This is a genomic window from Pseudomonas sp. NFPP28, assembly GCF_900115535.1.
GTDB lineage: Bacteria > Pseudomonadota > Gammaproteobacteria > Pseudomonadales > Pseudomonadaceae > Aquipseudomonas > Aquipseudomonas extremorientalis.
Genome location: NZ_FOWT01000001.1, coordinates 688,699 through 706,238 on the forward strand (window position 1 = coordinate 688,699; position 17,540 = coordinate 706,238).

Sequence of the window (17,540 nt, forward strand, 5' to 3'; positions counted from 1 at the left end):
AGGCTCCGTCGGCGAGGTTCAAACTGCGGCCTTTGTCGCCGGCGGCTTACACGGCTGCCTGGTATTAAAGCCGGAGTACAGACTCCTGGCTAACCGACCTTTATAAGGGACCCGAAAATGGAACTGGTTGTAAAAAGCGTTAGCCCCGAAACGTTGAAAACCGCCACCCTCGTGGTCGCCATCGGCGAAGGCCGCAAGCTCGGCGTGGCCGCCAGGCAACTCGACGAACTCAGCGGCGGCGCCATCAGCGCGGTGCTCAAGCGCGGCGACCTGGCCGGCAAAGTCGGCCAGAGCCTGCTGCTGCAAAGCCTGCCCAACCTGAAAGCCGACCGCGTATTGCTGGTGGGCGTGGGCAAGGACGCCGAACTGGGTGACCGTCCGTTCCGCAAGATCATCAGCGGCATCCTCGGCACCCTCAAGGGCCTGGGCGGCAGCGACGCGACGCTGGCCCTCGACGAAGTCGTGGTCAAAGGCCGTGACAGCTACGGCAAGACCCGCCTGCTGGCCGAGACCCTGGTGGACGGCGGCTATATCTTCGACCAGTTCAAGAGCACCAAGACCGAACCCCGCGCCCTGAAGAAAATCACCCTGCTGACCATCAAGGCCGCCCAGGCTGAAGTCCAGCGCGCCGTGACCCACGCCACGGCCATCGCCAACGGCATGTCGTTCACCCGTGACCTGGGCAACCTGCCGCCGAACATCTGCCACCCGACTTTCCTCGGCGAACAGGCCAAGGCGCTGGGCAAAGAGTTCAAGGGCCTGAAAGTCGAAGTGTTCGACGAGAAGAAGATCAAGGAACTGGGCATGGGCTCTTTCTATGCCGTGGGCCAGGGCAGCGACCAGCCGCCACGCCTGATCGTGATGCAATACAACGGCGGCAAGAAGTCCGAGAAGCCTTACGCCCTGGTGGGTAAAGGCATCACCTTCGACACCGGCGGCATCAGCCTCAAGCCGGGCCTGGGCATGGACGAGATGAAGTACGACATGGGCGGCGCCGCCAGCGTGTTCGGCACCCTGCGTGCCGTGCTGGAACTCAAGCTGCCGATCAACCTGGTGTGCATCCTGGCCTGTGCCGAGAACATGCCGAGCGGTGGCGCGACCCGTCCGGGCGACATCGTCACCACCCTGAGCGGCCAGACCGTCGAAATCCTCAACACCGACGCCGAAGGTCGCCTGGTGCTGTGCGATGCCCTGACCTACGCCGAGCGCTTCAAGCCGCAGGCTGTGATCGACATCGCCACCCTGACCGGCGCGTGCATCGTCGCCCTCGGCTCCCACACCTCCGGCCTGCTGGGTAACAGCGACGAGCTGATCGAGCAATTGCTCAACGCCGGTAAAGCCGCCGACGACCGCGCCTGGCAATTGCCGCTGTTCGATGAGTACCAGGAACAGCTGGACAGCCCGTTCGCCGACATCGCCAACATCGGTGGCCCGAAAGCCGGCACCATCACCGCGGCTTGCTTCCTGTCGCGTTTTGCCAAGAACTTCAACTGGGCGCACCTGGACATCGCCGGCACGGCCTGGACCAGCGGCGGCAAGGACAAGGGCGCCACTGGCCGTCCGGTGCCGCTGCTGACCCAGTACCTGCTGGATCGCGCCAAGGCCTGAAACTGAAGATTCCGGGGCGACGCTTATGTCGCCTCGGTCTCGGGAACCGCAATGACCCAAGTCGACTTCTACATACTGCCCAGCGCCGATCCGCTCGCGCGCCTGGACTTTGCCTGCAAACTCACCGAAAAAGCCTGGCGCATGGGCCACCGCATCTACCTGCATTGCAGCGATGCTGCCCAACGCGATGAGCTGGATGCCCGCCTGTGGCGCTTCAAGGGCGAAAGCTTCGTACCCCACGGCCCCGCCGAGTCTGAACCTGAAGGGCTGGTGGTGCTCGGTTTGGGCGACAGTTGCGGCGATCACCATGACCTGTTGGTCAACCTGGACCTGAAAGTGCCGCCGTTCGCCAAGGCGTTTGCCCGTGTGGCCGAGGTGGTGGTGGAAGATCCGGCTATTCGTCAGGCCGCGCGGGAGAGTTTCCGTTTCTACCGCGAACAGGGCTATCCTCTCCAGGATCACCGGCTACAACGACTTTGAGTAAATGATGGACACGCCAAACCCGCTGAAAAAAGATGACCACCTGCTGGACGACCTGGAGTCGATCCGTCAGTTACTGGGTGATGATGACTTGCAACCGCCGCTGTTGACCGAAACGGTCGAGGGCGAGGTACAGATTCCGCTGCTGTTCGACATGGTCGGCGGCAAACCTGTCGCGCCGGAGCCGGTTGTCGAAGCACCCGCCGTCGCACCTGCCCCCGCTGAAAAAGGGCCCGACGCCCTGCTACTGCACCTGGACAACGAACTGCGCGCCGCCGCACAACTGATCATGCAGGACGTGATCGACGACTTTGCCCCGCACATCGAAACCGAGATCAAGCGGCGACTGGATGCGCGGATGGAGCGGCTGCTCAGCCAGTACCAGTCCTGAGCCTTGCATAATCTCCCTGTGGGAGGGGGCTTGCCCCCGATAGCGATGGGTCAACGACTGCTGCGTTGACTGACACGCCGCCATCGGGGTAAGCCCCCTCCCACATTTGATTCGCACAAGTCTTCAACTCGCCCTCAGCTCCCAGCCCCGTTATACTTGCCGGCTTTCCTGAATTAATGCCAACTAGGGTCCCGCCGCGCATGGATAAGACCTACCAGCCGCACGCCATCGAAACTTCCTGGTACAACACCTGGGAATCCGAGAATTATTTCGCCCCGCAAGGCGCGGGCGATTCCTACACCATCATGATTCCGCCACCGAACGTCACTGGCAGCCTGCACATGGGCCATGGCTTCAACAATGCGATCATGGATGCCTTGATCCGTTTCCGCCGCATGCAGGGCCGCAACACCCTGTGGCAACCGGGCACCGACCACGCCGGTATCGCCACCCAGATGCTGGTGGAACGCCAACTCGAAGCCACCGGCCAGAACCGTCATGACCTGGGCCGCGAGAAATTCCTGGAAAAAATCTGGGAATGGAAGGACCAGTCCGGCGGCAATATCAGCCGTCAGATCCGTCGCCTCGGTTCGTCCGTAGACTGGAGCCGCGAGCGCTTCACCATGGACGATGGCCTGTCGGAAGCCGTGAAAGAAGCCTTCGTGCGCCTGCATGAAGACGGCTTGATCTACCGCGGCAAGCGCCTGGTCAACTGGGATACCAAGTTGCACACGGCGATTTCCGACCTCGAAGTGGAAAACCACGACGAGAAAGGTTTCCTGTGGAACCTCAAGTATCCGCTGGCCGATGGCGCCAAGACCGCCGAAGGCAACGACTACCTGATCGTCGCCACCACGCGTCCGGAAACCATGCTCGGCGACGCTGCCGTGGCGGTTAACCCGAATGATGAACGCTACCAGGCGCTGATCGGCAAGTTCGTCGAGCTGCCGCTGGTGGGCCGCCGTATCCCGATCATCGCGGACGACTATTGCGACCCTGAATTCGGCACCGGCTGTGTGAAAATCACCCCGGCCCACGATTTCAACGACTACGAAGTCGGCAAGCGCCACAACCTGCCGCTGCTGAACATCTTCGACAAGAACGCTGCCGTGTTGCCGGCCTGCCAGGTGTTCAATCTGGACGGCACGCTGAACGAAACTGTCGATGGCAAGATCCCGGCTGAATACGCCGGCCTCGACCGGTTCGAAGCACGCAAGCAGATCGTTGCCGCCTTCGACGCCGCGGGTTTGCTGGTGAGCGTTGACGACCACGGCCTGAAAGTGCCGAAGGGCGACCGCTCCGGCACCGTGATCGAGCCGTGGCTGACCGACCAATGGTACGTCTCCACCAAGCCGCTGGCCGAACCCGCCATTGCCGCCGTGGAAGACGGCCGCATCCAGTTCGTACCCAAGCAGTACGAAAACATGTATTTCTCGTGGATGCGCGACATCCAGGATTGGTGCATCAGCCGTCAACTGTGGTGGGGCCACCGCATTCCGGCCTGGTACGACGAGTCGGGCAAGGTCTATGTAGGCCGCGACGAAGCCGAAGTGCGTGCCAAGCACAACCTGGGTGCCGGCGTTGCGCTGCAACAGGACAACGACGTACTGGACACCTGGTTCAGCTCGGGCCTGTGGACCTTCTCCACCCTCGGCTGGCCGCAGCAGACTGAATTCCTGAAGAAATTCCACTCCACCGACGTACTGGTCACTGGCTTCGACATCATTTTCTTCTGGGTTGCCCGGATGATCATGCTGACCATGCACCTGGTGAAAAACGAGGACGGCACGCCGCAGGTACCCTTCAAGACCGTGTACGTGCACGGCCTGGTACGTGATGGCCAAGGCCAGAAGATGTCCAAGTCCAAGGGTAACGTGCTGGACCCGCTGGACATCATCGACGGCATCGACCTGGAAACCCTGGTGCAGAAACGCACCTCGGGCCTGATGCAGCCGAAACTGGCGAAGAAGATCGAAAAGCAGACCCGCGACGAATTCGCCGACGGCATCGCCAGCTACGGCACCGACGCCCTGCGCTTCACCTTCTGCTCGCTGGCATCCACCGGTCGCGACATCAAGTTCGACATGGGCCGTGTCGAAGGCTATCGCAACTTCTGCAACAAGATCTGGAACGCGGCGCGCTACGTGCTGGATAAAGGCGAAGACTGCGGCCAGAACGGCGAAGCCGTCGAACTGAGCCTGGCCGATCGCTGGATCATCTCGCAGCTGCAACGCACCGAAGCCGAAGTGACCCGCCAGCTCGACCAGTTCCGTTTCGACTTGGCCGCACAGGCCCTGTATGAGTTCATCTGGAACCAGTATTGCGACTGGTACCTGGAACTGTCCAAGCCTGTGCTGTGGGACGAGAACGCCCCGATCGAACGCCAGCGCGGCACCCGTCGCACCCTGGTGCGCGTACTCGAAGTCGCGCTGCGCCTGGCGCACCCGTTCATGCCGTTCATCACCGAAGAAATCTGGCAGCGCCTGGCGCCACTGGCCGGTATCGAAGGCAAGACCATCATGCTGCAACCCTGGCCGGTAGCCAACGAAGCGCGCATCGATGAGGCGGCCGAAAGCGATATCGAATGGCTCAAGACCCTGATGATGGGCACGCGTAACATCCGTGCCGAAATGAACATCGGGCCTGGCAAGCCATTGGCGGTGTTCGTGAAGAACGCCAGTGCCGAGGACCTGCGTCGTCTCGCCGAGAACGATGCGCTGCTCAAGAAGCTGGCGAAGCTGGAGTCGATCACCGTATTGGCGGCCGGCGAAGAAGCACCGCTGTCCGCGACCGCACTGGTTGGCGAGATGGAAGTGCTGGTGCCAATGGCCGGCCTGATCGACAAGGGTGCCGAACTGGCCCGCCTCGACAAGGAAATCGCACGCCTGCAAGGCGAAGTGCAGCGGGTGGGTGGCAAGCTGTCCAACGCGGCGTTCGTCGACAAGGCGCCGGCTGAAGTGATCGAGAAGGAACGCGCCAAGCTGGCCGAGGCCGAACAGGCCCTGGGCAAACTGGCGGAGCAACATGCGCGGATTTCCAGCCTGTAAGGATCAAACCGTGTGAAAAAAGAGACCTTCGGGTCTCTTTTTTTATGAAGATCAAATGCAATACGCCTCCTCAGGCCATTAAATTAACTCTCTTCACGTCCCCAAGCGGATCACTGTTCCTAATGACGTCCGCCGACGCTATTAAAGCGATCAACTTAGCACTTGCGAGCATGATGATTATAGAGAGGATAAAGCCACCACTTATAACTTCAAGATATAAGTTTTATAACCGTCGCCACACAACGCATTGCGTAGCCATATTGGAGGCCTGAGTGTCTATAGGAGAAGTAAGTGGGACACTGGCATAAAGAACCTTCATAACTTGGTTCCTTGAAGCAAAAATACTTACAAAAAAATTTGCACTCCATGAAAGATTCTGATCAGGATTCCTCCCTCCAACCTTCCTAAAGTCAAAGGGGCTTTACTTTCCTCGTCCAATACAGGAATCCCCTCATGCCAGTCATCCCGAATAATATTTCATCGTTATCGCCGGCATCTGCAAAAAACACTTACATTGAGCATGATAGTCTCTCGCTTCCCAGCGCCGCAGACAAAAACCCCGCCATTAAAAGCCAAACATTTCGCAGCTGGGAAACAGAGCACACTATTACTCATGACGAAAAAGACCGGTTACATATGCCAGAGGCAAAGGACCCTCGTAACTACCCTAAGACCCATGACAAATATGACCTCGCTTACTTACGAAACTGGAATAAACCCAAAGGCCCTGTTTGCACTGAAAAAGCGGCGAAGAAGTGCAATATCAATCAACTGGCGTTACTCACCCCTCCGAATACCCAGGCGCTCTTCAAGTTATACGACAACAAAGAGGGCTGGGGCGGTGTCCCGGGCTTTATCGATGCATTCTTGCGCGGGGAGCCAGGAGGAAGGACTGAGGGGTTTGGAGCACGGCCCGAACAGTTTTCGACCACGTCCTTTGACCCTCAACTAGGCGGTTTCCTGATATCGCCAAACCCCAGCAACATTCCTGAACGTGGCAAAACGTATACGGATGACGCCACTGCGTTACTTGAAAAGACACGTGGCAAGAATGGCTTCGGGTTGGTTTGCTACTGGATTCCCCCAGGAACCTATGAACGTTACCCTACCTTCCAAAAATTATTTCCACACGTAAAGATTCCAGAATCTTCACCTGCATTCGAAGAACGCGGGCATCTGCCGCCAAACCGACAGGACAGGGATTTCAATACCGAGTCTAATCAACAATACCTCCAGAGAACCGGAAACAGATTTCTATCGGTACCTGTGAACTTGGAGCGCAAACACATCCCCTTGCTTGAAGAGCTGACCAGTACCGTCAATAAGGTTTTGAAGGACGTATATCAAACGGATCCTGAGAAAGAAAAAGTTGAGATATTCACTCACAGTCCTGTATACGATATGGATTCGTGCGGCCTTCATGTACATGTGCGAATCAATCAAGGGCGCCACCCCCTTGAAGAAGACCTGCGGAATTTGCCTATTGGTCAGTCAAATCCGAATCCGACTGTCATCGCCCCCGACAGTCATTTGAATCATTTCCCCCATAACCGGACTCTGATCGAGCAGTTGGAAAGCAATGGGAGACTCACCGACTTCCCACAAACCAAGAATAAACATTTCATCTCCTATAATATCGCCGCAAAAATGGAAAGAGCCAGAGATAATGGCATTGAGTTTTTAACTGTCCCGAATGTTTTCAAAAATCCAGCCCTCGCTGTCAGCAAGCAAAGCCTTACGCTATCTCCACACCCCTTGATCAATAGAGAAAACGACCCCAACAGTATTCAAATATCAAAAAAATCCGCGGCCAAATATAATTGTCCAGAAATAGGCTTGGTGCCCCCTGAAGGCATGCAAGAACGCATTTCACGTTATGCCAACAATGAAATACTGCCAACGTTCATCTATAACTTCTTTACTAAAGAGGACGACCCGAAGGCAAAGGCATTCCAACAGCACCCAGAACAGTTTCCTGCCACCCACTTTTCCACAGAGGGCGGCATGTTTTTAATGCCCAATACAAAATATGTCCCCGGAAAATCCGAATCCTTTGAGCGTCCGGAGGACATTCTGGCAAGTACCCGCAACACGGGTGGGTTTGCCTTGGTCGGCTATTGGGTCCCGCCTGGTGTTTTTGAAGGCAAAGAACCGTTCAATAAACTCTTTGGCGTAAACACCCAGCGGGCTGAAGGTCCTGAAAGTCGTGAGACCATCGCTGCGTATAACAAACGAACTGACTCATCTTTTATTGTCAACCCGATTGACCTGCAAAAAAAACATATTCCGATGCTCAATGAGTTCAAGGAAATGAGCCTTAAACACTTGCAGGATGTATACGGGGTCCAGCCTGACAAAGAAAAAGTCGATATTTACCTGCACAGCCCGATCTACGGAAACCGGACGGCCGGCCTTCATATTCATGTGCGCATTAACCAGAACCTGCCTGCGGGAGAAATAGATAGTAATCGGCTTGGCTTCGACAAGCTCATGTCCATTTTGAACGATGAAAAAATTTCTGATAGCCACATTCGGGAGCACATTTTGAACAGCGGCCTCAAGACGAACTCTGGAAGCTTTTTGTCATTCAGTTCTGCTTGGGGAAGGCAACAATTCGAAGGTACAGCGACCACCTACGTACCCAACCCATTCCGACGTCCGGACCTCATGACAAGCACATGAAGAGCTAAGTGCATTGGAAGATGAACACCCTCAACCAAAACCGGCAAGCCTCCACCACAGGGGGAGGCTTGCGCATGAGTGCGCCGGTTTGGGTCCACGAGTAACCCTTCCCACTACGACACGCGGTAGCGGTATATGTGTGACAATACCTGCCACTTTTGAAACAGCCTCAGAATCGACGCAGCCAATGACCGCCCCCAGCACGCCAAAACCTCCGCGCAAGAAGCCTAAAACCGCAGCCACGGCCAAACCCGTTGTGCCGCGCAAAGAGGCCACCCTGCATCCGCGCAACCGCCACACAGGCCGCTACGACTTCCCGGCGCTGATCAAGACCACGCCAGAACTGGCGCAATTCGTGATCATCAACCCGTACGGCAAGGAAAGCATCGACTTCGCCAGCCCGGATGCGGTGCGGGTGTTCAACCGGGCGCTGCTGAAGGCGTTCTACGGCATCCAGCATTGGGACATCCCGGCCGACTATCTGTGCCCACCAGTGCCGGGGCGTGCGGACTACGTACACTTCCTCGCCGACCTGCTGGCCAGCACCAATGACGGCAAGATCCCGCGCGGTTCGATCGTCAAGGTGCTGGACATCGGCATGGGCGCCAACTGCGTCTACCCGCTGATTGGCTACATGGAATACCGCTGGAACTTCCTCGGCTCCGAGGTCGACCCTATCGCCGTGGCCGCGGCCAAGGCCATCGTGCAGTCCAACGACCTGAGCAAGGTCATCCAGTTGCGCCAGCAAACCAACCCCAAGCAGATCCTGCTGGGCTTGCTGGAGCCGGGTGAGCGCTTCGACCTGACGATGTGCAACCCACCGTTCCATGCCTCCATGGACGAAGCCACCAAGGGCAGCGAACGCAAATGGCGCGCCCTGGGCAAGGCCGATCCCAAGCGCAAGTTGCCGGTGCTGAACTTCGGTGGCCAATCGGCTGAACTGTGGTGTGAAGGTGGCGAGGCGCGCTTTGTGACGCAACTGATCGCTGAAAGTGCGCATTTTGCCCACAAGGTGTTGTGGTTCAGTTGCCTGGTGTCAAAAGCGTCGAACTTGCCCGCGATTGAGACAGCACTGAAAAAAGCTGGAGCTCTGGAAAGCCAGGTGGTGGAAATGTCCCAGGGGCAGAAGCAGAGCCGGTTTGTGGCCTGGACCTTCCAGACCAAAAATGAGCAGCAGATCTGGCGAAAAACTCGCTGGGTGCACAAAAGCGGCTGAAGTAAATCCTGTCGCCTACGTGTTCATAACGACAATAGCGTGGGCGCAACTACCCAAATGTAAACAATACCTACCACGTGCGCCCAGTATTGTTATTGGAACTGGCAGACACCTCCCGGAGTTCTAAAATCCATGTCAGCGTGAGTAACGGGGGACGTAACAGTTTGTCCACCACCATCGGTGTACGAATAGCTTAGCTCCACGTTACCACGCTGCACAGGTGCCATTAGTTTATCGTAAGGCGCTAAGAAGGCTTTCTCATCACAAAAAGGAATTACCTTCGTGATGTCCGCATTCACATTTTCATCGCCTTTGGCCCTCCAATGAAAATGGACCTTGGTGTTCTGGGGCAAGCTATTGATCTCTTTGATATGTACCCATACCCCCCATTTCCCGTCGTGATGCCTGATACTGTTACAGACAATCCTGCCTTGGTGCGTGTCAATAAACTCCACGGGATGAAGAGCGTTTTTACCGGACATAAGTTATCTCCTTGGTTAGCTAGCAACCATCTCCACTAAATATGTTTCAGGATGGCATAACATTAATGTCGGTTTCGATGCCAGATGTCTACTGTAAGTCTTGACAGTTGAAAAATGTCCAAAATCTGTTATTGAACGCTATCGGCTGCGCCCCGACGTCACTGCAACATGCCATTTTTCAGACAATAAAAAACCGTGCCCGGATCGCTCCGAAGCACGGTTTTTTTTGCTGCGGCTTACTTGTTAACAGCGTCGGTCAGGCCTTTGGCCACAACCAGCTTGATAACTTTCTTGGCAGCGATTTCGATGGGGGCGCCAGTCGAAGGGTTACGGCCAGTACGGGCAGGACGCTCGGTCACTTTCAGTTTGCCAATGCCTGGCAGAGTGATTTCGCCGACGGTTTCCAGCTGGTCAGCAACAACCTGGCTCAGTTGGTCCAGCAGAGCGCGCACGGTAGTTTTTGGTGCGTCTACTGCTTCAGCCAGGTCAGCGATCAGTTGGTCTTTAGTAATAGCCATTGTGGTGTTCCTTCCCTATCAAATTCATATGGATTGCAGAGTGCAGTGTCAGCCGTCGAGCCCGACCGTCATGGCCTGGCACCCCAGGCTTATAACCACGGAGATCGCGGTTATAGATGCTTGAAACGGGGATTGGTTCGACCTGACAGATGCTGAATGCACGCTTATCGCCGAGACTTGGCGTAAGACGGGGCAAAACTAGCACAGAGACGGGGAAATATCCGCCTCTACCTACCCATTTGGTCAGCTTTATCGCTCTAAACCGTGAAAAAAAGGCATATGCCCCGTCGGAAGGTGCCCAAAACACCCTTCGAAGCACGTCTTGGCCAATGGTGCGGTACACTTGGCGACTTTTCGGGGAGGCCCACCGCTCCCCTCTCAACCAGCCGAGAAGCCTATGCCGATCCGTCATTGCATCGTCCACCTGATCGACAAAAAACCCGACGGCACACCTGCAGTTCTCCATGCCCGCGACTCCGAGCTTGCCGAGTCGGCCGCCATCGAGAACATGCTTGCCGACCTCAACGAGAGCTACAACGCCAAACAAGGCAAGGCCTGGGGTTTCTTCCATGCCGAGTCGGGCGCGCACCCGTTCAGCGGCTGGTTGAAGGAGTATTTCGACGGTGGGCAGGATTTCACCACCTTCAGCCGCACCGCAGTCGAGCACCTGCAGAAGCTGATGGAAGAATCCAACCTTTCCACCGGCGGCCACGTGCTGTTCGCCCACTACCAACAAGGCATGACCGACTACCTGGCCATCGCCCTGCTGCACCACAGCGAAGGCGTGGCGGTGACCGACGAGCTGGACGTGACCCCGTCCCGTCACCTGGACTTGGGCCAACTGCACCTGGCGGCGCGGATCAACGTGTCCGAATGGCAGAACAACAAGCAGTCCAAGCAGTACATCTCGTTTATCAAGGGCAAGAACGGCAAGAAGGTCTCGGAGTACTTCCGCGACTTCATCGGCTGCCAGGAAGGTGTCGACGGCCCGGGCGAGACCCGCACCCTGCTCAAGGCCTTCAGCGACTTCGTTGAAAGCGAAGACCTGCCCGACGAATCCGCCCGCGAAAAGACCAAGACCCTGGTGGACTACGCCAGCAGCCAGGCCAAGCTTGGCGAACCCATGGGCCTGGAAGAACTCTCGGGGTTGATCGATGAAGATCGGCCAAAGGCGTTCTACGACCATATCCGCAACAAGGATTACGGCCTCTCGCCGGAGATTCCGGCGGATAAACGCACCCTCAACCAGTTCCGTCGCTTCACCGGCCGCGCCGAGGGCCTGTCCATCAGCTTTGAAGCACACCTGCTGGGGGACAAGATCGAGTACGACGAAGCCGCCGGCACCTTGATCATCAAGGGCCTGCCGACCCAGCTGACCGACCAGCTCAAGCGCCGTAACTGATGCTGGGCGGGGTCTTCAAGAAAGTCCTGCTGGTATTGCTGGTGGTGGTGGTGATCCAGAACTGGGGCAAGATCGAGCGGGTGTTCAACCCATCGCAGGTAGCCCCTGAACAAGTGCGCGCTTCGGCGCGCGTGGTGCTGTATGCCACCGAGTGGTGCGGGTACTGCAAGCAGATCCGCCGTTTCCTGGACCAGAAAGGCATCCCCTACCAGGCGTTCGATATCGAGAAAGACGCCCAGGCGCGCAAGACGTATGAGGCGTTGGGCGGCGGCGGGATTCCGTTTGTGGACGTGAACGGCACGCTGATTCGCGAATACAGCCCCGAGAAGATCATGGCGGCGCTGAAGTAATCAGCGCACCACGATCATGCGCCCCAGCACCTGGTGCTGTTCAAAACCGAGAACCGCCTGCAAGGCATTCAGCACAGCCTGTGGGTCTTTGCTCGGGAAGCTGCCGCTGACACGCCTGGCGCCCATCTCTTCGTTAAGCAACAGGATGCGACCGGGGTAGTAACGGCCCAGGTCCTTCACTACGTCCGCCAAGGGCGCCTTGTAGTAGTTGAGCCAGCCGTCGCGCCAGGCCAGGCGTGATTCGCTGTCGACCCCATGCATTGGTTCGGCAATGCCATCGGCGTAGGCCACTTGCTGGCCGGCGGCAAGAACCTGCTGTTGGCCGTGCTTTGACGGCGTCACGCCAACCCGCCCGGACAACACCGTCACCTGGGCGCCTGCCGGTCGCAGGCGCACTTCGAACTGGGTGCCCAGCACCCGCGCTTCACCGCTGCCCGCCGCCACCACGAAGGATTGCCCGGTGTGGGTCACGCTGAAAAAGCCGGCCCCGCGACGCAATTGGATACGCCGCTCGCCATGGTTGAAATCCACGGCGATGGCGCTGTCAGCGTCCAGGGTGACTTGGGAGTTGTCGGCCAGCGTGACGGTCTTGATTTCCCCGGGTGCCGTCACGTAGTCAGCGCCAAGGTCATCGACCCAGCGCGACGGCTGCCAACCAGCCCCCATGGACACCATCACCACCAGGCAGGCAGCCATGGCCAACGCCCCGGACCAACGCAGCACCCGCGAACGCTTCGGGGTGTTCATCGCATTGAGGTAGCCCTGCAAGGCCATGGCTTCTTCGTCCGCCAGCTTGCGCGCCGGGACTTCGCTCAACTCCCACAGCACCTGGGCCTGGGAATAGGCCTCGACATGTGCAGGGTCGGCCCGCAGCCACTGGCTGAACGTGGCCTGGTCGCCACTGCTGGGCTGGTCGTGCAGCAGGCTCAACCAGGCCAGGGCCGCTTGTTCCTGGGCGGGCGTGGGGATGACGTTCACGGTGCTTTCCCTGGCGTGCGTGGGGATGAGGGGTCGCGAAGGCTGGCTTTGCAGGCTTCGAGGGCACGCATCATATGTTTTTCCACGGCACTTTGGGACAGGCCCATGGCCTTGGCGATTTGCGCGTACTTGCGGCCGTGGATGCGGTTGAGCAGGAAAATCTGCCGCGTGCGCTCGGGCAAACTGCGCAGCGCCGCTTCGACATGGCGCAGATCATTGCCGGCTTCCAGCGCCGCCTGGGGCTCGGAGCCTTGGTTGTCGTGCTGTTCGGGCAGCCAGCCTTCGCTGCTGCGCACCCGCGCGCCTTCGCTGCGCAGGTGATCGATGGCGATATTGCCGGCGCAGCGCAGCAGGTAGGTGCTGAGTTCTTCGACCTGCACCAGCGGCCGGCGCCAGAAGCGCAGGAACAGGTCCTGCACCAGGTCGGCCGCCGTGGCGCGGCACCCCACGCGGCGACTCACCAGGGCCTCCATCTGCGAACGCTGGGACAGGAACACCTGCAGGAAATGCGCACGCCCACCGGCCGCGTCAGCGTGCTGGCTGTCCTGGGGTTCCGGTGGGGTGCTGATCATCATGGACGGGCTCAGAGGGTGGCGAAGGCTGCGACAGGGCTGGCGAGCAGGCCGACACCCGCCAGGATCAGGGCCAGCCTTGGCCGATACGGCAACAGCAGCACCAACAGCAGTGCGCTGAGCATCAACACGGCGCACCACTCCACCAGGCCCTGGCCCCAACCGGCGATGGCCACGGCGGGCCAGATCGACACGGTCAGCAGCAACCACCCGGCCACACGCAAACCCAGGCGCCGGCGAGGCGTGGGTCTACTGTGCAACAGTTCGCCGTGATGACGGTCGGTGGACAAGCACAACGCAGCAAACCCGGCGTAGCACATCAGCAGTGCAAGCAGCATTCAGTTCGCCTCCTGCTTGAGCGTCAACCCGCGTGTGCGTTCAACCTTGGGCGCAGGCACGGTGCGATGCCGCATCTTCCAGGCGGCCCAGCCGAGGAATATTCCGCTGGCCAAGCACGTCAGGTCGAAGCCGGCCATGGCCCAGTCTCCGGTGGCCAATGAAACGCCCAGGTGATGCGAGGTGGTCAACGCGTTGAGCAATGGAATGGCGATAAACAGCAATGCGCCGACGCTCAACTGCTCGACCCAACCCTGGCGGCCACGCCGCAGGATGGCGTGCAGCAGGCTCAGGCCCCAGGCAATAAAGAAGGTTTGCACTTCCCAGCCGGAACGTTCGGCGAAGGTCACCGGCAGCAGGCGGTTGGCCCAGAAAAACGCCGCGATGGCGATCATCAGGCCGGACATGCTGGCGATGTTGAGTACTTCCACAAGACGCAGTTCAAACGGCATCACATTGCTCTTGAGGTGCTTGAGCTGACGCTTGCCAAGCCAGATGACCAGCCCGGTGCCGATCATCGCCGTGCCCGCCAGCCCGCAGATAAAGTACAACCAGCGCAGCACCGGGCCGGCGAAATGGCCCATGTGCAGGCCGTAGAAACTGCCGCCGATGGCCGCCGGCAGCGACTGCCCGCCGCTCACTCGCAACAGTTCGCCGGTGCTGCCATTGAAGGACACGGTACTGCCGAAATCGTGCACTACGCTGTCGGAACCGGCGCGCAATACATTGACCGAGGCGTTCACATCGCCGGGGTTATTCACCGCCACGCGCCCCACATGCCCGCCCGCCCACTGTGCCCGCGCCTGCTCGTACATCGGCACCAGCGGCAGCAATGTGCCTGGCTGGCCCGATGCAGGCGCGTTGTTGGTGTTCGGGAACACCTCGCTGAAAAAGGCGCGGGTGTCGTTGCCATAGGAAGCCAGGATCGGCGCCGGCATCACCATGCTCATGAAGATCACCAGGCTGCTGTAGGTGATCATCAAATGGAAAGGCAGCACCAGCACACCCACCGCGTTGTGCCCGTCGAGCCAGGAACGCTGGCCTTTGCGGGGACGGAAGGTGAAGAAGTCCTTGAAGATTTTCTTGTGGGTGATGATGCCGGTGATCAGCGCGATGAACATCACCATCGCGGCGATGGTCGACAGCCAGCGCCCCCACGGGTGAGGCATTTGCAGTTGGAAGTGGAACCGGTAGAAGAACTCGCCGCCCATGCTTTCACGGGCCTGCACGGCCTGGCCGGTGACGGGGTCGAGGGTTTTCTGGATGAAGTTGCCACGCTTGCCGGGGTCGACCTTGTCCTGCCACATCACTGACAGGCCGGGGTCGCGGCTGTCCGGCAAGGTGATGAACCAGCGCGCGGCGGTGGGTGCGACCTGCTGCAGATAGGTTTGGGCCACGGTGAGGCTGCGCGCATCGTCCAGGGGACGGGCCTGCACTTCGGGCTGCATCCAGTGGCTGATCTCGTCCTTGAAATACGAAAGGGTGCCTGTCAGGAAAATCGCAAACAGCAGCCAGCCGAAGATCAACCCGGCCCAGGTGTGCAACCAGGCCATGGCCTGACGGAAACCCTCTTTCATACTCGTGTCATCCACAAGCCCACGCCCGCCAGGGTGGCGAACGCCGCACTTGGCAGCAGCACACCGAACCAGGCGCGTGCGGCACTGCGGCAGGCGAAACACCAGAGCACAGCGAGCAGGTAAAACACGAAGGAACTCATCATTCCGGTGATCACCGCATCGGCGCGAGAAGTAGGCAGCCACAGCGCCAGACAGATGCTGGCCAGGGACGCCATCAGGTAACCGCCCACCACGGCAGCCAGCACACGCGAGGTCACGGCGAGACGATAGGAGACAGGCAGCGAGGTTTTGCTTTTCATGCGGGAGGCGCCAGGTTCATCAGCGCGCAATATTAATGATAAATATTCTCATAAGCAAAACAGAACGGATGAATCACCTGTGCGGATGGATTGCCGAAGCCACCCATGCGCCCTACAATGCGAACAATTCTTGTTCTCTAAAGCATGGCGATGCTTGTGGAGTGTCCCCGTTGAGCCCGTCCAACACCGTCGAAGTTTTGTACACCGACCATCACCACTGGCTCACCGGCTGGTTGCGACGCAAGCTCGGCTGCCCGGAAAGCGCCGCCGACCTGGCCCAGGACACCTTCATGCGCGTGCTCACCGCGCGGGAAACGCCCACCCTGGTCGAGCCCCGCGCGTTTCTCACCACGGTTGCCAAGCGCGTGCTGTTCAACTTCTACCGCCGCCAGGACCTGGAACGCGCCTACCTCGATGCCCTGGCACACATGCCCGAACACGTGGCGCCATCGGAAGAAGAACGCGCAATCATCCTGCAAACCCTGGTCGAGCTGGACCAACTGCTCGACGGCCTGCCGGTGCAGGTCAAGCGCGCCTTCCTGCTGGCGCAACTGGATGGGCTGACCTACGCGCAAATCGGCGCGGAGCTTGGGATTTCCATCGCCACCGTCAAACGTCACCTGACCAAAGCGGCCATGCGCTGCTATTTCGCCCTATGAACTTCTCCACTCAAGTCGCCGAACAGGCCGTGCATTGGCTGATGGAAATGCAGCAAGGTGGACTCAACCCTCGCCAGCAGGCTGCCTGGCAACACTGGCTGAACGCCCACAGCGAACACCAGCGCGCCTGGGACCACATGCAACGCGTCAACCAGCGCCTGCGCGGCATGCCCTCGCCCCTTGCCCATGCGGCGTTGAACGCGCCAACCTCCACCAGCCGCCGCCAGGCGCTCAAGTTGCTGTTGATCCTCGGCGCCGGTTCGGCCGCCGCCTGGGGCCTGCGCCAGCAACATATCCTGCCGCCGCTGAGCGCCGACTACCGCAGCCCCATCGGCCAACGCCGCAAGGTGCAATTGGCCGATGGCAGCCAGTTGCAACTCAATACCGGCAGCGCGGTGGATGTGCACTTCGATGGCAGGCAACGACTGATCCGCCTGCTTGAAGGCGAAATCCTGCTGACCGGTATCGCCGGCAACACACCGCTTAACGTGTTGACCGGCCAGGGTCTACTTACCAGCCAGGCCGCACGCATGAACGTGCGTCAGTTCAACGACCACACCCAGTTGGCGGTATTCAATGGCCGCGTCGAGGTAATGCCCAACACCTACAGCGGCCTGCCGCTGACGGTCGAGGCCGCGCGCCAGGTCAACTTCACCCGCAAAGGCTGGGACACCCCGCGCCCTAGCGACGCCAACAGCGGCGCCTGGGCCGACGGCATGCTGGTCGCAGCTCACATGCGCCTGGAAGATTTCCTCGGCGAACTCGGCCGTTATCGTCGTGGCCAGGTCAATTGCGACCCACAGGTGGCCAACCTGCTGATCTCCGGCAGCTACCCGCTGGACGACAGCGAACGGATTCTGGACCTGCTGGAAGTGAGCCTGCCGGTCAAAGTGCGGCGCTTCACGCGGTATTGGGTGACGGTGCAGGCACGCGCCTGAAATTA

General features: G+C 59.1%; 17 protein-coding genes. 10 read left to right on the forward strand and 7 right to left on the reverse strand.

From position 1 onward, the window contains the following. The first annotated feature begins 117 nt into the window (after positions 1–117). From BM110_RS03230 to rlmF, 6 genes are all read left to right on the forward strand, one after another. Positions 118–1,608 (forward strand): leucyl aminopeptidase, encoded by a 1,491-nt coding sequence (locus BM110_RS03230; RefSeq protein WP_093512349.1) that lies wholly within the window; start codon positions 118–120, stop codon positions 1,606–1,608. Positions 1,609–1,659: 51 nt separating this feature from the next. Beyond that, entirely contained in the window at positions 1,660–2,088 is a 429-nt protein-coding gene (locus BM110_RS03235) for a DNA polymerase III subunit chi (protein WP_012722396.1), read from the forward strand. Positions 2,089–2,092: 4 nt separating this feature from the next. Continuing rightward, positions 2,093–2,479: a DNA polymerase III subunit chi gene (locus BM110_RS03240; protein WP_083351543.1), complete on the forward strand. Its 387-nt coding sequence runs from the start codon at positions 2,093–2,095 to the stop codon at positions 2,477–2,479. A gap of 200 nt (positions 2,480–2,679) precedes the next feature. Then, the gene (locus BM110_RS03250) at positions 2,680–5,526 is read left to right on the forward strand and encodes a valine--tRNA ligase (protein ID WP_093119584.1); all 2,847 of its coding nucleotides are present in this window, start codon (positions 2,680–2,682) and stop codon (positions 5,524–5,526) included. 453 nt (positions 5,527–5,979) lie between these two features. Next, positions 5,980–8,208 carry a hypothetical protein gene (locus tag BM110_RS29230; RefSeq protein WP_139220309.1) on the forward strand — a complete coding sequence of 743 codons (2,229 nt, stop codon included), beginning with the start codon at positions 5,980–5,982 and terminating at the stop codon, positions 8,206–8,208. 187 nt (positions 8,209–8,395) lie between these two features. Next, positions 8,396–9,424 carry a 23S rRNA (adenine(1618)-N(6))-methyltransferase RlmF gene (gene rlmF, locus BM110_RS03260; RefSeq protein WP_093512351.1) on the forward strand — a complete coding sequence of 343 codons (1,029 nt, stop codon included), beginning with the start codon at positions 8,396–8,398 and terminating at the stop codon, positions 9,422–9,424. A gap of 92 nt (positions 9,425–9,516) precedes the next feature. Here rlmF and BM110_RS03265 read toward each other — a convergent pair whose 3' ends face one another. Both BM110_RS03265 and BM110_RS03270 read right to left on the reverse strand, forming a co-directional pair. Further along, complete coding sequence (locus BM110_RS03265; protein ID WP_093512353.1) at positions 9,517–9,906, reverse strand: hypothetical protein; 390 nt, start codon at positions 9,904–9,906, stop codon at positions 9,517–9,519. A 236-nt stretch (positions 9,907–10,142) separates the two neighbouring features. After that, the gene (locus BM110_RS03270) at positions 10,143–10,424 is read right to left on the reverse strand and encodes an HU family DNA-binding protein (protein ID WP_092240941.1); all 282 of its coding nucleotides are present in this window, start codon (positions 10,422–10,424) and stop codon (positions 10,143–10,145) included. A gap of 397 nt (positions 10,425–10,821) precedes the next feature. On the opposite strand from BM110_RS03270, the gene yejK reads away from it, so the two are divergent. Then, positions 10,822–11,826 carry a nucleoid-associated protein YejK gene (yejK, locus tag BM110_RS03275; protein WP_010212893.1) on the forward strand — a complete coding sequence of 335 codons (1,005 nt, stop codon included), beginning with the start codon at positions 10,822–10,824 and terminating at the stop codon, positions 11,824–11,826. Further along, entirely contained in the window at positions 11,826–12,176 is a 351-nt protein-coding gene (locus tag BM110_RS03280; protein WP_093512355.1) for a glutaredoxin family protein, read from the forward strand. The genes yejK and BM110_RS03280 overlap by 1 nt, the downstream gene beginning before the upstream one ends. Here BM110_RS03280 and BM110_RS03285 read toward each other — a convergent pair whose 3' ends face one another. From BM110_RS03285 to BM110_RS03305, 5 genes are read right to left on the reverse strand one after another with little or no spacing between them, the layout of a single operon-like run. After that, positions 12,177–13,154 carry a FecR family protein gene (locus tag BM110_RS03285; RefSeq protein ID WP_093512357.1) on the reverse strand — a complete coding sequence of 326 codons (978 nt, stop codon included), beginning with the start codon at positions 13,152–13,154 and terminating at the stop codon, positions 12,177–12,179. Beyond that, positions 13,151–13,729, reverse strand: a complete 579-nt coding sequence (locus tag BM110_RS03290; protein WP_071488629.1) for an RNA polymerase sigma factor — start codon at positions 13,727–13,729, stop codon at positions 13,151–13,153. The genes BM110_RS03285 and BM110_RS03290 overlap by 4 nt, the downstream gene beginning before the upstream one ends. Positions 13,730–13,737: 8 nt before the next feature. Beyond that, entirely contained in the window at positions 13,738–14,064 is a 327-nt protein-coding gene (locus BM110_RS03295) for a DUF3325 domain-containing protein (RefSeq protein WP_093512359.1), read from the reverse strand. Further along, positions 14,065–15,639, reverse strand: a complete 1,575-nt coding sequence (locus BM110_RS03300; RefSeq protein ID WP_093512361.1) for a PepSY-associated TM helix domain-containing protein — start codon at positions 15,637–15,639, stop codon at positions 14,065–14,067. Then, the gene (locus BM110_RS03305; RefSeq protein WP_071488626.1) at positions 15,636–15,938 is read right to left on the reverse strand and encodes a DUF3649 domain-containing protein; all 303 of its coding nucleotides are present in this window, start codon (positions 15,936–15,938) and stop codon (positions 15,636–15,638) included. Before BM110_RS03305 ends, BM110_RS03300 begins: the two co-directional genes overlap by 4 nt. A 170-nt stretch (positions 15,939–16,108) precedes the next feature. Here BM110_RS03305 and BM110_RS03310 point away from each other — a divergent pair, with 170 nt between their 5' ends. Together BM110_RS03310 and BM110_RS03315 are read left to right on the forward strand one after the other, a co-directional pair. Beyond that, the gene (locus BM110_RS03310; RefSeq protein ID WP_071488625.1) at positions 16,109–16,597 is read left to right on the forward strand and encodes a sigma-70 family RNA polymerase sigma factor; all 489 of its coding nucleotides are present in this window, start codon (positions 16,109–16,111) and stop codon (positions 16,595–16,597) included. Continuing rightward, a complete protein-coding gene (locus BM110_RS03315; RefSeq protein ID WP_093119598.1) occupies positions 16,594–17,535 on the forward strand; it encodes a FecR domain-containing protein in 942 nt (313 codons plus the stop codon). Before BM110_RS03310 ends, BM110_RS03315 begins: the two co-directional genes overlap by 4 nt. The last annotated feature ends 5 nt before the right edge of the window (positions 17,536–17,540 follow it).

What these genes read in the sequence shown, in the direction of transcription:
- BM110_RS03315 (WP_093119598.1), top strand. Translation starts at nt 16,594, where the DNA reads ATGAACTTCTCCACTCAAGTCGCCGAACAGGCCGTGCATTGGCTGATG.
- BM110_RS03280 (WP_093512355.1), top strand. Translation starts at nt 11,826, where the DNA reads ATGCTGGGCGGGGTCTTCAAGAAAGTCCTGCTGGTATTGCTGGTGGTG.
- BM110_RS03240 (WP_083351543.1), top strand. Translation starts at nt 2,093, where the DNA reads ATGATGGACACGCCAAACCCGCTGAAAAAAGATGACCACCTGCTGGAC.
- BM110_RS03265 (WP_093512353.1), bottom strand. Translation starts at nt 9,906, where the DNA reads ATGTCCGGTAAAAACGCTCTTCATCCCGTGGAGTTTATTGACACGCAC.
- BM110_RS03305 (WP_071488626.1), bottom strand. Translation starts at nt 15,938, where the DNA reads ATGAAAAGCAAAACCTCGCTGCCTGTCTCCTATCGTCTCGCCGTGACC.
- BM110_RS03270 (WP_092240941.1), bottom strand. Translation starts at nt 10,424, where the DNA reads ATGGCTATTACTAAAGACCAACTGATCGCTGACCTGGCTGAAGCAGTA.
- BM110_RS03290 (WP_071488629.1), bottom strand. Translation starts at nt 13,729, where the DNA reads ATGATGATCAGCACCCCACCGGAACCCCAGGACAGCCAGCACGCTGAC.
- rlmF (WP_093512351.1), top strand. Translation starts at nt 8,396, where the DNA reads ATGACCGCCCCCAGCACGCCAAAACCTCCGCGCAAGAAGCCTAAAACC.
- BM110_RS03235 (WP_012722396.1), top strand. Translation starts at nt 1,660, where the DNA reads ATGACCCAAGTCGACTTCTACATACTGCCCAGCGCCGATCCGCTCGCG.
- BM110_RS03230 (WP_093512349.1), top strand. Translation starts at nt 118, where the DNA reads ATGGAACTGGTTGTAAAAAGCGTTAGCCCCGAAACGTTGAAAACCGCC.
- yejK (WP_010212893.1), top strand. Translation starts at nt 10,822, where the DNA reads ATGCCGATCCGTCATTGCATCGTCCACCTGATCGACAAAAAACCCGAC.
- BM110_RS29230 (WP_139220309.1), top strand. Translation starts at nt 5,980, where the DNA reads ATGCCAGTCATCCCGAATAATATTTCATCGTTATCGCCGGCATCTGCA.
- BM110_RS03295 (WP_093512359.1), bottom strand. Translation starts at nt 14,064, where the DNA reads ATGCTGCTTGCACTGCTGATGTGCTACGCCGGGTTTGCTGCGTTGTGC.
- BM110_RS03250 (WP_093119584.1), top strand. Translation starts at nt 2,680, where the DNA reads ATGGATAAGACCTACCAGCCGCACGCCATCGAAACTTCCTGGTACAAC.
- BM110_RS03300 (WP_093512361.1), bottom strand. Translation starts at nt 15,639, where the DNA reads ATGAAAGAGGGTTTCCGTCAGGCCATGGCCTGGTTGCACACCTGGGCC.